This is a genomic window from Leptolyngbya sp. FACHB-711, from assembly GCF_014695615.1.
GTDB lineage: Bacteria > Cyanobacteriota > Cyanobacteriia > Elainellales > Elainellaceae > Leptolyngbya_A.
The window spans coordinates 1-14,534 of the sequence record NZ_JACJOR010000184.1 but is presented as its reverse complement, the minus strand read 5'-3'; the positions used below and the strand labels follow the sequence as shown (position 1 = coordinate 14,534).

The 14,534-nt window shown below is 46.4% G+C and carries 13 protein-coding genes and 2 pseudogenes; 12 read left to right on the top strand and 3 right to left on the bottom strand.

Annotated features, from left to right (window positions below; translation table 11 throughout):
- Positions 1 to 109: 109 nt before the first annotated feature.
- Genes H6F80_RS06600 through H6F80_RS06580 form a run of 5 tightly spaced genes read left to right on the top strand, consistent with a single transcriptional unit; the run spans position 110 to position 2,274 of the window.
- Positions 110 to 499, top strand: a complete 390-nt coding sequence (locus H6F80_RS06600) for a Na+/H+ antiporter subunit E (RefSeq protein ID WP_190790794.1) — start codon at positions 110 to 112, stop codon at positions 497 to 499.
- Entirely contained in the window at positions 496 to 747 is a 252-nt protein-coding gene (locus H6F80_RS06595) for a hypothetical protein (RefSeq protein WP_190790793.1), read from the top strand. The genes H6F80_RS06600 and H6F80_RS06595 overlap by 4 nt, the downstream gene beginning before the upstream one ends.
- On the top strand, positions 744 to 1,025 hold the full coding sequence (locus H6F80_RS06590) for a monovalent cation/H(+) antiporter subunit G (protein ID WP_190790792.1): 282 nt from the start codon (positions 744 to 746) through the stop codon (positions 1,023 to 1,025). The genes H6F80_RS06595 and H6F80_RS06590 overlap by 4 nt, the downstream gene beginning before the upstream one ends.
- Positions 1,015 to 1,611, top strand: a complete 597-nt coding sequence (locus H6F80_RS06585; protein WP_190790791.1) for a DUF4040 domain-containing protein — start codon at positions 1,015 to 1,017, stop codon at positions 1,609 to 1,611. The genes H6F80_RS06590 and H6F80_RS06585 overlap by 11 nt, the downstream gene beginning before the upstream one ends.
- A complete protein-coding gene (locus tag H6F80_RS06580; RefSeq protein ID WP_190790790.1) occupies positions 1,612 to 2,274 on the top strand; it encodes a Na(+)/H(+) antiporter subunit B in 663 nt (220 codons plus the stop codon).
- A gap of 31 nt (positions 2,275 to 2,305) precedes the next feature.
- On the opposite strand, the gene H6F80_RS06575 is transcribed toward H6F80_RS06580, so the two are convergent.
- The 3 genes from H6F80_RS06575 to H6F80_RS31135 all read right to left on the bottom strand — a co-directional run bounded on the left by H6F80_RS06575 (position 2,306) and on the right by H6F80_RS31135 (position 3,378).
- Complete coding sequence (locus tag H6F80_RS06575) at positions 2,306 to 2,746, bottom strand: hypothetical protein (RefSeq protein WP_190790789.1); 441 nt, start codon at positions 2,744 to 2,746, stop codon at positions 2,306 to 2,308.
- Between the two features lie 70 nt (positions 2,747 to 2,816).
- Positions 2,817 to 3,038, bottom strand: coding sequence for a hypothetical protein (locus H6F80_RS06570; RefSeq protein WP_190790788.1), 222 nt, complete (start codon positions 3,036 to 3,038; stop codon positions 2,817 to 2,819).
- 205 nt (positions 3,039 to 3,243) lie between these two features.
- Positions 3,244 to 3,378 carry an IS1/IS1595 family N-terminal zinc-binding domain-containing protein gene (locus H6F80_RS31135; RefSeq protein WP_190790787.1) on the bottom strand — a complete coding sequence of 45 codons (135 nt, stop codon included), beginning with the start codon at positions 3,376 to 3,378 and terminating at the stop codon, positions 3,244 to 3,246.
- An 879-nt stretch (positions 3,379 to 4,257) separates the two neighbouring features.
- Between H6F80_RS31135 and H6F80_RS31130 the strand changes: the two are divergent.
- The 7 genes and pseudogenes from H6F80_RS31130 to H6F80_RS06530 all read left to right on the top strand — a co-directional run.
- Positions 4,258 to 4,580 (top strand): annotated as a pseudogene (locus tag H6F80_RS31130) (IS1 family transposase); the annotation flags it as partial.
- A gap of 322 nt (positions 4,581 to 4,902) precedes the next feature.
- Positions 4,903 to 5,199, top strand: a pseudogene (locus tag H6F80_RS06555) (IS1-like element transposase); the annotation flags it as partial.
- Positions 5,200 to 6,539: 1,340 nt separating this feature from the next.
- Positions 6,540 to 7,268 carry a DUF3865 domain-containing protein gene (locus H6F80_RS06550; RefSeq protein ID WP_190790784.1) on the top strand — a complete coding sequence of 243 codons (729 nt, stop codon included), beginning with the start codon at positions 6,540 to 6,542 and terminating at the stop codon, positions 7,266 to 7,268.
- A 113-nt stretch (positions 7,269 to 7,381) separates the two neighbouring features.
- Positions 7,382 to 8,509, top strand: a complete 1,128-nt coding sequence (locus H6F80_RS06545) for an aromatic ring-hydroxylating oxygenase subunit alpha (RefSeq protein WP_190790783.1) — start codon at positions 7,382 to 7,384, stop codon at positions 8,507 to 8,509.
- A gap of 128 nt (positions 8,510 to 8,637) precedes the next feature.
- Positions 8,638 to 9,663, top strand: coding sequence for an isopenicillin N synthase family dioxygenase (locus H6F80_RS06540; RefSeq protein WP_190790782.1), 1,026 nt, complete (start codon positions 8,638 to 8,640; stop codon positions 9,661 to 9,663).
- 508 nt (positions 9,664 to 10,171) lie between these two features.
- Entirely contained in the window at positions 10,172 to 12,400 is a 2,229-nt protein-coding gene (locus tag H6F80_RS30650) for an ATP-binding protein (RefSeq protein ID WP_199296417.1), read from the top strand.
- A 238-nt stretch (positions 12,401 to 12,638) separates the two neighbouring features.
- Positions 12,639 to 14,012, top strand: a complete 1,374-nt coding sequence (locus H6F80_RS06530) for an erythromycin esterase family protein (RefSeq protein ID WP_190790780.1) — start codon at positions 12,639 to 12,641, stop codon at positions 14,010 to 14,012.
- Positions 14,013 to 14,534 lie beyond the last annotated feature (522 nt).

Sequence of the window (14,534 nt, the reverse complement as noted above, 5' to 3'; positions counted from 1 at the left end):
TAATCTTTCGACAAACCGTTCTCAAGTTACCGCGTTTGCTTGAGCAATTTGATCATCTGATTGGAGTAATGAGTTTGATGCTAATCCTGCTCTTTTGGATGGTGCTAGCATGATCGGATATCTCAATCTCATCCTGCGACTAGTTATCTGGTTTTTGCTCACTGCCAATCTAAGTGTGGCAAATATCATCATCGGTATTTGTGTTGCGTTCCTACTGCCACACTCTCAAACTGCCTTTGGCGCGCTTAAAGATTGGCTGCGGGTGCTCTGGGAAATTATTGTGGCAATTCCTCAAGCATATTTGGAAGCATTTGAATTAATGTTACATCCCCATACGCGAGAGGAGATCACAATGGAGCGAGTTAAACCGAGGCGATCGCCCGGACTCGTTTTTCTAGATATCTTTCTAATTACCTTTACACCCAAAACAATTGTGGTGAAATACCACGAAGCAGGTTGGTACGAAGTTCACCGAGTGCAGCGGAGGAAGAGGACATGAACCTGATTCTTATTGCCATGATTCTGGCTTTACTCATTCCTATCTACGAAGCTTCACAGGATGAGGATATTTGGCAGAAAATGCTAGCTTTTGCCAGCATCGCAACGAAGACATCCGTGATGATTTTGGTTGTCTCTGTTTTGCGTGATGATTGGATGATTGGAGTTGTTGGAGTCATTATCCTAAGTGTAGGAAATGCTGGATTAATGCTGCTAGCTCATGTGATTAGACGAATAAATGCATTATGATCAACATCCTCAGCTATGCCTGCATTATTGTGGGAATTGTCTTCTGGTTTTGGGGAACTTTTCCCCTACTTGGCAAGCAATCGGTTTTATTTAAGCTGCATAGCCTTTCAGTTGCCGATACACTTGGGTCGATGAGTATTATCTTCGGGCTGCTTCTGAAGATTCCTAGCGAATGGTCGCTACTCGTTCTTGCCCTGATTTCTCTGGCAATCTGGAATACGGTACTGGGCTATGTACTGGCATATTGTTCTAGTGGTGGAGGAGATAATGAACGCTAGTGATTTTAGCTACATTAATGCGATCGTTGCGCTCCTGCCACTGACAGCGGTGATGCTTACTGTTCAGGTCAACCCCTACAATGCCTTGGTATTGCGCGGCATTCTGGGAGCAGTGGCAGCTCTAGTCTATGCGATTTTAGGAGCAGCCGATGTGGCATTAACCGAAGCATTGGTCGGAACCATGTTGGCGATTACGCTTTATGTCGTAGCAGTCCGTTCGTCTCTGGTAATGCGGATTGGTATACTCAAAAGTGCATTGAGCGAGACAGATAATAATCAACCCCTAGCCTACTTAATTGCTGACTTAAAAACAATTGCCAGTCGATACTATTTGCGGCTTGAACTGATTTCCTACCCTGATCCAGAATCCTTAAGTCAAGCATTGATAGAAAAAGAAGTTCATGCAACCTGTATCGGTCAACGACAACTGAACCAGCAAATTTCTCCAGCATCCGAATCTGTACAAAAACCCTATCACACAGCCACTCGCATTCGTCGGCTTTACAGCATTCTGCAAACAGAACTGGTATCCTCCGCAACCAGTCTTGCTTACGTTACTGTACAGGACTCAGGGGAGAAGCATTAGATGAAATGGCTTTATATTGCGGCAGGCATTGCTCTATTCGTCAAATTTCTCATCATGCCCAATCCAACCGCAGGGGGTTTTGATTTATCGATCGTTGAAGCGGTTGTGCAGGATAGTGGAGTGCCAAATGCTGTGTCAGGCATCATTTTTAGAAATCGGCTATACGACACAATTTTTGAGGTTATCGTGTTTACGATCGCCATCATGGGTGCTCACTTTCTATTAGCAAATGAACGCCCGTTTTGTAGCATCTATCAATTTCGTGATCAACCTTCAATTGTGCTGGCACAACTTGGAGCAACAATTGCTGCAATCGTGGGGGTGGAACTGGCAATTCGAGGGCATCTGAGCCCGGGAGGAGGCTTTGCAGCAGGCGTTGCAGGCGGAACTGCAATCGGATTGGTGTCAATCACCTCCTCTTCGCAGTGGATGGAGTCAATTTATCAACGCTGGCACTCTGCAACCTGGGAAAAAATTTCCGTGCTGATGTTTATTGTACTGGCAGTGTTCACCCTGATAGGCATTGAGTTGCCTCATGGAGAGCTGGGCGCACTGCTTAGTGGTGGAGTAGTTCCTCTACTCAACATTCTGGTTGCAATTAAGGTTGCGTTAGGGTCATGGGCAGTTATTCTAGTATTTATTCGTTATCGGGGATTACTTTGATCATCTCCTTCAGACGTAGAAGTGCCCTCCTTTAGTACCGCATACTCGGCGCAACAAAGAGATCGACCACTTCACCGATTCCTAACCCCAATCCTGCTACGATCACTAACCATAAAAATAGGTCCAGTTGCTTTAATCCAGCAGCTCGCATTTCTAGAAGTGCATAAAGCAATGTGATCAGTGGCAAGAGGATAAGGCTCAGCAATATCGGTTCTACAAGTGTTAATGCTACGATCAGACTAAAAAGCAGGCTGGCACTGATAAGAACGAATACCTGCTGCTTGGTTAGCCAGGTTAAGCACTCTAGAACAGGATTGCTTCTCCAGGCGATCGTGAGGGTTGTTCCTACCACAAATGTACTGACTAGCCAAAAGATATGGTGAGCTGCTAAGTACCATCCCATAAGTGCATAGGCTGAACCAAGCAAACTTAAAGCTAGCCAGAGCTTTTGGGAAGAAATCTGGTTGTTCATAGAGATAATGCCTGCGGATGCAGCATATTGAAATATTAAAGGTAATGGATTGCCTCAACTATAGCGAAAATTAGGTCTGTAGAACGGGTTGTGCGTCAGATTGAGAACGCAGTACGGTCAGAAATACTTGAGCCGCTAAAACCAGGGTCATGGGTCGATGCCATCCCTGCCAAGAACACACCTCATAATCCCCTAATCCCAACTGACTCTTCGCCAGTTTGAAACATTCCTCGATGCCTCCTTCCGGATCATGTTTGAGCCATTCCTGTACCGTAGCTCGGTGTCGTCCCAAAATGATGCCGCTTGTTGCATGGTTTTACCCGGCTTGCTTTTGAGCAGATACAGCAAGTGAATCCGTTCTTGGCCAGTTGCTGTTTTCTGCGATCTTAGCAACTGCTTGATCTCATCTTCACTCTCTTGAATCTCCAGTTTGTAAACTCCTACCATCCGTTATGACTGAACTCTCTATTCGTCTTATAGCATCTGTCGTTCAATTTTCAAGAATTGGTATAAAGCGTGTCGAGGGTTTCGGTGGACGTTTGGCGACAGGCAGGACATTGGAAGCGTTGAACACCCTTACGAGTTCGACCGTGTTTATAAACTCTGGTATGGTCATAGAAGGGACAGCGCATAGCAAACACACCACCACAACATCGCTTTTATTCTACCTGCCCACACTTTTCCGACGCACAACCGATTATTCAGCGGAACCCTGAAGTCGCAAAAGTATATAGGTCTCAAGCAGAAATTAATTTCTAGTTAATGTTCCATTATTGGAAGCCTCATAGAGTGATCGCCGGTACTGAGGGTAGGGCAATTGGAACCATAAGTTGAGCGGTGTTGCTGAATCGGAGTATGATACGCCCCCCTAGCCCCCCAACTTTGGGGGAACCAGAATTCAAAGTCCCCCAGCATTGGGGGATTTAGGGGGCAATGCAGAAGCTAAATTTGCACCGTTCATATCCTGATTCAGCAACGCCAGTTGAGCAGTTCTATTTAGAAGCATAAAGTGAGCAAGTTGCTCAACTTATGGGTGCAGTCACATATGAGGCCGCAACAAAATCGTTCTCGCCTAGTTGCGGGTTACGCAAATACTCGATTCTTCAAATTTAGCTATTTGAAAGCATTTTAGCCATCACTTTAAATCCATGGACTAGATTTGGACTAGATTCTAACCCCTATTTTTGCCTGCTTTTCTACCCCCTGCTTTACCTGCTCGAATAGTCATCTCCAGTCTACCGCTAGTGTATCGCAAGTTATTCAACATCCAGCCGCTTAGATACCCAGAACAAAAATGAAGCAGCTTCGCCTCCGTATCGTTTACATGGTCCGTGGTTAATCGGATCTAATGTAAGCAATTTCAATGAGCGCCCAATGAAAACCTAATGAACGATCGCAGCTACCCAATATTGAACTTTAAAGCTAAATGCGATCGATCAAAAAATTGCGAAAGCCACAATTGGCAAATGAACGAAAAGTTAGACTCAGAGAAACTCAGAACAATTAAACTTAGAAAAATGTTATGCAATGCAATTGATCATACGATCGGAAAAGTTTTGGCTGATGTATTGCTATCGCATACTGATGCAGCACTGGAATTGTTGATGCAATTGTTAACGTCATTCGGAATCAAGCAACTCTATACCGATGGCTGGAGCGGTTATGCCCGGTTACCCAGCCATTACACCCAAAGAATTGAACGGAAACACCTGACGTTACGAACGCGAATCCAAGGTTTGCCCGCAAAACGATTTGTTTTTCAAAGCCCGAGCAGATGCGTGGCATCGTCATCGGACTATTTGTGAACCGCCATAAATTTAGTCTTCCCATCTAAACCCCTTCCGCGGGGCTAGAACATTACCCTGCTGCAACAATGTCTCTTAATGAGTCTACTGTGTTTCTAAACTAGTCTCAAAATGAGAAAATTTTTATTATTTATAGACTTAAAACAATAAAGGTGAGTCTCAAGCAAGACTAAAATTGAACTCCTTCAATCTCCCTTTGAGACTGAAGAAACAATAAGGTAGCGTTTCAGAACTATGGATCAGTCAAACGGCTCATCCAAATTCGTATCGATTGATAAACAGCCCAATCACAATGTCCTAGACCCGTAGAAGCGAGGGAGAATAGAGCTATGTCTACCTCCAAACGTCCCGATGGTTTTAGAAACTGTTCTTTGTCCTGCTTGTCACGGTTCTAAGGGGGTTAAACATGGCAAATCATCTGAGGGCAAACAACGCTACAAGTGCCGCAATCCTTACTGCCCCCGCAGCACCTTTATCCGGCACTATTCTTACCGGGGCTATTGGCCGGAGGTCAAACAACAAATTGCGGATATGGCAGTCAATGGCAGTGGCATTCGGGACACGGTTCGTGTGTTGGGAATTAGCCCCACAACGGTCATTGAAGAGTTAAAAAAGTCTCGCCACCTGAAGCGAGTGAACCAACCCCTGCCGGAATAGTTGCCCGAACCTGAGGCGGTCGAAGTGCTCCTCCAGCGCGTGGATGAGGCAGAAATGGATGTTCCCATGCTGGATTGTATAAGACAAAAGGTAATGCCAAACTGCTCGAGGCAGGAAGGCTAAAGGGCAATCGCATTCCAAGCGCACAGCAAGAACAACAAACGTCGGATGCTAACGCGAACGAGACAGCAATTAGTTGAAGACCGAGCAGCCGTCAAAAATAAGATCAGAATGAAATTTCGTCAGTGGGAATTGATTGAGTCTGATAAAAATCGAACCATAAGCCACAAGTTGGTTCAAGAACTGCCTAACTGTGTTACGGCAACTGAACCCAAAATCGTAATTGAATCTTATTGAAATATTTGGAAGAAACTTGATGAGGAAATCAGCAAGCTAACCCAAGCAATCAAGGAACAGGCAAAGACAGACCCCAACGAGGCAACTTACCCGTTCAGCCTCTGGGGTAGGTCCCCTCTCTGCTCGCTGCCAGGATGGGCAGACACACCGATGCATTCATTGAGCAATGGGTCATCAACACAGAAGGAAAAATCATATACAAGCAGTTCGACACCGATGACTGAGATGGATACGAACGCGTCTTGCCACCCGACATTAGACACTACATTGGCAAAGACAAAATCCAACGATTAGAGCGGACGAATGGCACAATTCGACAACAAACCGGAAGATGGCATTGACGACAGAACCAATTTGGCAAGGTGCGGGAACAAACCAAAGTGAGACTCGATTGGTGACCAGTTACGTCAATTGGATCTGGCAACACAGTCGCTTCAAATCCACTGCTGCGCAGCAAGCAGGATTAACGACACGGTTGTGGGATTAGTACGATATTGCCGCCTATCCCATATTAATTTAACGCACTACCAAGCAGTTTTTGCGATGCAACCGCAGGGTGAACTTTTTCGAGATTTTGTGGTTATGTCAAAAAAATGCGAGTTGTGGAATGCCCGTAATTCTACGTAAAACGGCGTTTCTTCAAGAAATCTTTACGTTGCTTCCGAGTATCCTCACTTAGGTTTCTCTATTCGTTCTTTGATAATTCCACAAATCTACGGATCTCCCTTAGGAGTTGGGGAATGTAATTTAATATATATTCCCAGTGAAGCTACTCATCAGCTGCTGCAATCTACCCCTTCTCAGTGTTGTTACAGTTTCTAAAACACATCATTTCGCTCGCAAATCTGGGATATCTACCTATTTCTTAACGTTTGTGCAAGCAGTCAACTTTTTCATTGGTTTGAATCAGCTTTGAGAGAGCTGAACTGATAATCCCTAATGTCACAATCCATCTAAAAATAGAGTGTTTGACCATGAATGAGTTCAACGCTTTGACTTTACGGCTCTGCCAAACTATGTCTGAGGAGTATGTAGCGGTTCACGCTGAAAAAAATCCAGTTGTGCGAATTTCGGGTGCTGCCAATGTTACTCAAATCACCTGTATCTTGCAGCAGTACTCAATTCTTCCCAAAGCATTGGTGGTACTTCTTGAAGCAATGCGTAATCAAGCGTCGATCGCTGGCTGGGATGTTGCTATGAAGGAACTGGACGATAATCTTGCTGAGGAGCTCGGCAGCAAAACGCAGGGAATTCCTCATGCTGATTTGCTAGCGGAGGGGTTAGAGACGGCTTTGAAGGTGCCTATTAAAGCAGTTGTCCCTTCAACGGCAACCGCAGCCCTACTTGAACGGTTGGAGGCGATGACCCATCAACCCATTGCTTACTTGTCTGGTGCTGCTTTCGCAGTGGAAGCAACTGCAGTGCCAGAGTTGCAAATCATTGTCCGAATGCTGAATTTATTGCTGGAAGGAGCAATGCCAGAACAGCTACGGTATTTCTTTGAGATGCATCTCAATGAGTGGGAACCAGAACACGAAGCAAATTTGCGAAAGGCGATCGCACATCATCTCAAACCTGAGCATTTTAAGGCGTTTGAAATTGGCTTTCGTGCGATGTTGACGGCAATGGATGCGTGGTGGTCGGGCTTGGCAGCAGAGGCGTTGACTCAGCAAATCGTAGAGCCAGTGTATCGTTATCGTTAAAGACAATTAGATCAGGTTTTCACTCGCCTTCTGTATCGAAACCTCATTCCAAATTGGCACAAGCAGATCGACACGAACAGCTTCTTCATTTGGTAAAACATCAGGAGTCTTTGATGAATCATCTCGCTCAGTCCTCAAAGCATTTGCTCGATGATTCTGGTAGCTCATCGGAGTATTTTCACAGGTTTGGGCTGCCAGGGCGCGCTTATTACAAAACAGATGTGTTCGAGCAGGAGATGCGATCGTGGAACCATACCTGGCAAATGGTCGGTCGAGAATCGCAGGTTCAAAATTTTGGGGATTATTTCACCTGTACAGTCGGAGACCAATCGCTGTTTGTCATTCGCACTGAAAATGGGAGCCTGCGGGCTTTTCACAATGTTTGCCCTCATCGGGGAGCACAGTTGCTGGTCGATCAGGGTAATTGCCACCAAGTCCGATGTCCTTATCACGCATGGCGATTTAGTCTAGAAGGAAACCTGCTGGGATTGCCTCAATTGCAGTGCTTTCCAGGGATTGATCGATCGGCGGTGCAGTTGCGCTTAGCGCAGGTTGATACGTGGGGAGGCTTTGTTTTTGTGAATCTGACCCCCACAGGTGAATCTTTGCAGACTTACCTGGCAGGCTTTCCGGCATACCTGGAGCAGTATGACCATGACTGGAAAGAACTGGAGCGGGTAGATTCCTGGTTTTATGAGGAACCTGTGAACTGGAAATTTCTGGTGGAAAATTACCTGGAGTCATACCATCTCTCGACGGTTCACGGCAAGAGTTTACAGTGCTTTGATCCGCGCAATATTCAGGCGACAATTACCGGGCGGCACTATCAAATTTGTGTAGGGTATGCAGCTCAGGATTCTATTAAGCAACACCAGGTATTTGCCGGAGAACCACAGCACAAGTCTTATCAAGGGTTTATCTTTCCAAACTGGATGGTGAACACTGCCAGAGATAATGTGTCGGTTTTTCGACTGCTACCTCTGAGCGCAACTCAGACACGATTTGAAGTGTTAATTTATCAAACACGATCGCAGCAAACCGCTTTTCCCTATAACCGCGACAGTTTTCGGGCAGAGTTCGATCGGGTGCTGCAAGAAGACTTTGGCGCAGTGCGGCTATTGCAGTCCAGCGTTCGATCGCAGGCTTATGGCGTTCTACAATTTGCGGCGGGTTTAGAAGATGGAATTCCCCACTTCCAGAGAACCTGGTTAGCAGCATTCAATGATTCCAGCCTTAATTAATGCCATCCAATCTGCTTGAATCTCGAACCTAAAAAGGGAAAAGCGGCAAGGTTTTTCTTGTAAAAGCAGAACCCTTTTCCTCTCTCAACATCACAAATTATCAAATTCATCTTATGAAGGATTTGCCGATGCGAGCAATCGAAACTGGAAACGGAATTCGACAAGTCCTCACTGAGAGTATCACTGCCAAGCAAATTCCATTTGATACGATTCCCTTAATTGATTTTGCATTGATGAGCAGTGATCGCGTTGCCGATCGGCAGCAGGTTGCCAATCAAATTTGTCAAGCCTGCCTAGAGGTTGGCTTTTTCTACATTAAAAATCACGGCGTTCCTCAGTCTGTTATTGATCACTCCTTTGCTCAGTCCAAACGTTTCTTTTCGCTGCCTTTGGCGGAAAAAATGGAAATTCACATCTCCAAATCTTCTAACCATCGTGGCTATGTACCCTTTCTGGAAGAGCGCGTCGATGTAACCGCTGAACCTGATTTGAAAGAGGCACTGGATTTTTCCCTGAATCTGCCTGCGGACGATCCAGATGTGCTGGCAGGAAAGTGGCTATATGGCCCGAACGTTTACCCTACTCATCTGTGCGGCTTTCAGGAAGCGATCGAGCGTTACTATAGTGAACTTCGGCAATTGGGGACGAGAATATTTCGCGCCTTTGCCCTGGCACTCGATCTGCCTGAGACTTTCTTCGATAACAAAACGACGAAACCCTTAGCCCAACTTCGCCTGTCTCATTATCCTCCCTGCAGGGGGGTAATTCACGAGCGTCAGATCAGCCTCGGTGCCCATACCGACTATGAGTGCTTCACAATTCTGGCACAGGAGGACGTTAAGGGCTTGCAGGTTTTAAACAGTGCAGGGGAGTGGATTGCAGCACCTCCCATTCCCGGCACTTTCGTCATTAATATTGGTGACCAGATGGCACGCTGGACCAATAATCGATTTCAGTCAAACATCCATCGGGCACTGAATCGCTCTAACCGCGATCGCTATGTGACAACACTCTTCTTTGCCCCTAACTATGACACGGTGATTGAGGTGTTTCCCTCCTGCACCAGTCCTGAGAATCCGGCTCGGTACGCGCCCATTACCGCAGGAGACTTTATTAGCAGCATTTATCACAAAACCTTCAGCTACCTGCAATAAAATTTGCGGCGTTGCTGAATCAGGATATGAACGGTGTAAATTTAGCTTCTGCATCGCCCCCTAAATCCCCCAGCATTGGGGGACTTTGAATTCTGGTTCCCCCCAAAGTTGGGGGGCTAGGGGGGCGTATCATACGCTTATTCAGCAACGCCAAATTTGCTTCTGTGGGCTTGCCTTGGCAGGATCGATGACAACCTACGCTAGCGGCGAGGGTTCTATTGGCGCATGCCCTTAGACCTCTGTTCACCAGGCAGAAAGCAGGACTGTCTTGACCCATCCCGGCTCTCAGGTGCGATCGCTTTATTCAAACTGGGAACACTAAGAGACATTGAAAGAGTTCTTACGCTCGTCCTGTAAGCGCAGGTCGTTAATTAGAAGAATTTTGCTTGCTCAACGGTGACAGGAAGACGTACCATATTTGACCTGCAAAACTCCGTTAATTCGTGAACTGCAAAGCAGACGATAGGGTAAAACCCTTTTTACGTCACGAATGTTCTGGAGCAGAATTGTGGGAAAGCAGTTAAAAGCAAAAATTGGCTCTCGTCAGGGAATTCCTTTACAGGTGATACTGGTAGTTCCCTTTGTGCTACAGATTTTTGCTGCCGTTGGCTTAACTGGTTACCTTTCGATTCGCAATGGACAACGAGCTATAAATGACTTAGCTGTGCAGTTGCAGCGGAGCGTTAGCAATCGCATTAATCAGCACCTGGATGATTTTATTTTCACTGGGCGGCAAATTGCACAGCTTAATGCAAAAGCAATTGAACTTAAGGCACTGAATCCCGAAGACTTAGATCTGCTAGGGCGGTATTTTTGGCAGCAAATGCAGGTCTACAACCTGGGATACATCAACCTGGTTTCCGAATCGGGCAATTTTATTGGCGTGGGTCGATTTGAACGCAACAGCCCAGTGACGATCGATATCCTGTCGCCTCAGCGGTTTGGTAATAACGACGTTTATATCTACCAGGTAAACAGCCAGGGTGAACCTGCAACGCTGGATTTAGTGAACAAAACGTTCGACTTTAAGCAGGAACCCTGGTATCAGCAAACGGTGGAGCAGAAAAAACCGATCTGGAATTTATTTCAGTGGATCGACCCGCCTTACCATCTGTCGCTGGCAGCAACCTACCCCATCTATGATGCAAATGATCGTTTGAAGTATATTTCCTGGACGGAATTACGAACCTGGGAAATCAGTAGTTTCCTGCGTCAGCTTTCCGTAAGTACTTCTGGGCGAACCTTTATTCTGGAACGGAACGGTTTGCTAGTGGGTAGCTCAGCCGACGAGGAACCTTATCGACTTGTGAACAACAAGCCACAGCGTTTACGAGGTACGGAGAGCCGCGATCCGCTGATTCAAGCATCGGTGCAGTATATGCAGCAGCAGTTTCAAGATTTGAGCCAAATTAAGTCGCAGCAGCAGCTTGAGTTTTGGCAGAATGGGCAACGTCAATTTCTGCAAGTGACACCGTGGAGCGATGCTTGGGGGCTAGATTGGCTGGTCGTGGTTGCCGTGCCTGAAGCCGATTTTATGGGACAAATCCAAGACAACACGCGCATCACCATCTGGCTCTGTCTGATCGCACTGGGAACCGCTACGCTTTTAGGAATCTACACCTCCCGCTGGATTGCTCAACCGATCGCACGATTAAATGTTGCATCAAGGGCGATCGCAGCTGGAGAACTTGACCTGGTTGTGCAACCTGACCATGTTCGAGAGTTTGAGGAACTTGCCCATTCCTTTAATCAAATGGCTCAACAACTGCGTGATTCTTTCCGGGCACTAGAGTCGGCAAACCACGAACTTGAACAAACCAATGCAGATTTAGAAAATCGAGTTCACCAGCGTACCCTGGAACTTTCGGAGGCATTGCGCGATTTGCAGCAGACTCAGGCACAATTGATACAAACTGAGAAGATGTCTAGCTTAGGGCAGATGGTAGCGGGCGTAGCTCATGAAATTAACAATCCTGTTAACTTTATTCATGGCAATCTGAATCACGCGAAGAGCTATGTAGAAGAATTGCTCACAACCTTGAGCCTTTATCAAAAGCACTACGCTCATCCCGCCACTGAAATTCAGCAGTATGCCGAAGAAATTGACTTAGCCTTTTTGATGCAAGATGCACCTCAAATGCTGGAATCAATGCAAGAAGGCACTCGTCGGATTCGAGAAATTGTAACCACTCTGCGTAACTTCTCCCGCCTTGACGAAGCCGAGACAAAACAGGTTGACCTCAATCAAGGTATTGATAGTACTCTGCTAATTCTGAAATACCGCTTCAAAGCGAAGCATGAAATCCCTGAAATTCGGCTTGTGAAGCATTACGCAAACTTGCCTCTTACCGAGTGTTATGCAGGACAGATCAATCAAGTATTTATGAACATTTTGACGAACGCGCTTGATGCGATCGATCAGCGCAATAGTCAGATGACACTTCAGGAAGTGCAGCAGAATCCAGGACAAGTCACCATATCAACTGAATTAGATAAAACTCAACAGGTAATTGTCCGAATTTCAGATAATGGAATGGGTATTCCAGAATCAATCAAAGGCAAACTCTTTGATCCGTTCTTTACAACCAAACCTGTCGGAAAAGGAACAGGCTTAGGATTATCAATTTGCTATCAAATTGTGGTCGGACAACACGGTGGCAAACTCGATTACATTTCTACTCCCGGTGTAGGAACAGAGTTTATCATCGCCATTCCGCTTGTTGCTGTCGTTCAGTAAAAAAAATGGCGTTGTTGAATAGTGGTTCTATCGTTTGAGTGTTGCAACCGCTGTTTTCTATTGTCAGCCCAATGAAGATGTGAAGCAGAGCTGAGATTATCTCCCAAACCATTCTCAACCATTACAAGATTTAGGACTGGCGGGGGTGCTGTTACCAGCGCTCAATATGGCGTTTGGTCGATACCTGAACAAGCGTATTTCAGCATGATGGAGTTATAGCAACCGGAGGTTGAGAATCATGTCGCAAGAGGGAATTGCTAGTTTAGTCGATGCTATTCAGCAAGCTGCGTATCCCTTAACCGGGTCAGCCCAAGACTATGATGCTTTGCTGAAAGCGATCGGGGATGCTCGATTTGTGCTGATTGGAGAAGCATCTCATGGAACTCATGAGTTTTATCAGCAGCGAGCAGAAATTACAAAACGCCTGATTCAGGAGAAGGGCTTTATCGCAGTGGCAGTGGAAGCGGATTTTCCCAATGCTGACCGGGTCGATCGCTTTGTTCGGGGCATTAGCAAAGATACAACGGCAAGAGAAGCACTAGACGATCTCGATGACTTTCCGCTATGGATGTGGCGAAATACTGATGTGCTCGATTTCGTGACCTGGTTACGTCAGCACAACGATACCTTGCCTGATTATGGGGCAAAAGTGGGCTTCTACGGGCTCGATCTCTACAGCATGTTTGCTTCAATGGAAGCGGTGTTGACTTATCTGGAGCAGGTTGACCCCGAAGCGGCAAAACAAGCTCGTCATCGCTATTCCTGCTTTGACCATGCGGGCGAGGATTCAGAAAGCTATGGGTATGCGGCGACCTCTGGTTTAAACGCTCCTTGTGAAGATGAAGCTGTAAATCAGTTAATGGAATTGCAGCGTCGTCGGGAAGAATATGCCCAACCTGATGGCAACGTAGCAGAAGACGAATTTTTTGATGCTGAACAGAATGCTCGTTTAGTCAAAAATGCAGAAGCCTATTACCGTTCAATGTTTCAACGTCGAGTAAGTTCCTGGAATGTGCGCGATCGTCACATGGCAGAGACATTAGACCATTTGGCGGCTCATCTAGAACGACAGGGCAAACTGCCCAAGGTTGTCGTCTGGGCACACAATTCTCACTTGGGAGATGCACGGGCAACCGACATGAAGAAGTTAGGGGAGTGGAACCTGGGGCAACTGGTGCGAGAACGCTATGGACAAGATGCCTTCTTAGTCGGGTTCACCACTTACAGCGGTACAGTTGCGGCTGCCTCTCACTGGGGTGATCCGCCAAAATTTAAGCAGTTGCGTCCGGCTCTACCGGAAAGCTACGAAACGATTTTGCACCAGGTTGAATTGCCGCAATTCTGGCTCGACCTGCGCGATCAAAATTCAGCTGTTGCAGGGCTGCGACAACCGCGACTCGAACGGGCGATCGGCGTGATTTATTCACCTCGAACCGAGCGAAGAAGCCATTATTTTCAGGCTCAACTTCCAGCTCAATTTGATGCTGTGATCCACATTGACAATACAAGCGCAGTCGAACCACTCGATCATCCCGGAGGAGAAACGGCTTCGCATCAACCCTATAAACTCAAAGCCGCAGAAGTTCCAGGCACCTTTCCCTCCAGTTTATAACCTCACCCTTTTAGGCAAACAAGGCTAGAGTGGTTTGAATAATATAACAACTTTATCAGTAGCTCATTCTGAAGGTGGGGTGATCGTCTTCACAGTCATACCATTAGTATGAGGGAAGGGAAACTGTTCCTTGCATAGGATGGTCGTACAATGATTTTACCGATGCAAAACGATGTCCCTACTCCTGGTAGACCTCGACGGTACACTTTGAGAACCCCTTAGCGGGCAGCAATACTTTCAGCATCCTCAGGATCAGCAGGCGATCGAGGGGGCTGACGCTGCGCTTATTCTTATTTTGATGAATGGATCATTGTGGGCATCACCAATCAAGGAGGTGTTGCAGCAGGACATAAATCAATTCAAGAATGCATTGCAGAGCAACAGTACACCCTGCAACTCTTCCCGCAGCTTACAGCAAATTTCATGTGAATAGACCACAGTGATTGAACCAACCAATGGCGTCATCTTCAGTAATGAACTGAACTGCTTCCGTCATCGCTTGGTCGAGGGCTTGATCGGTGC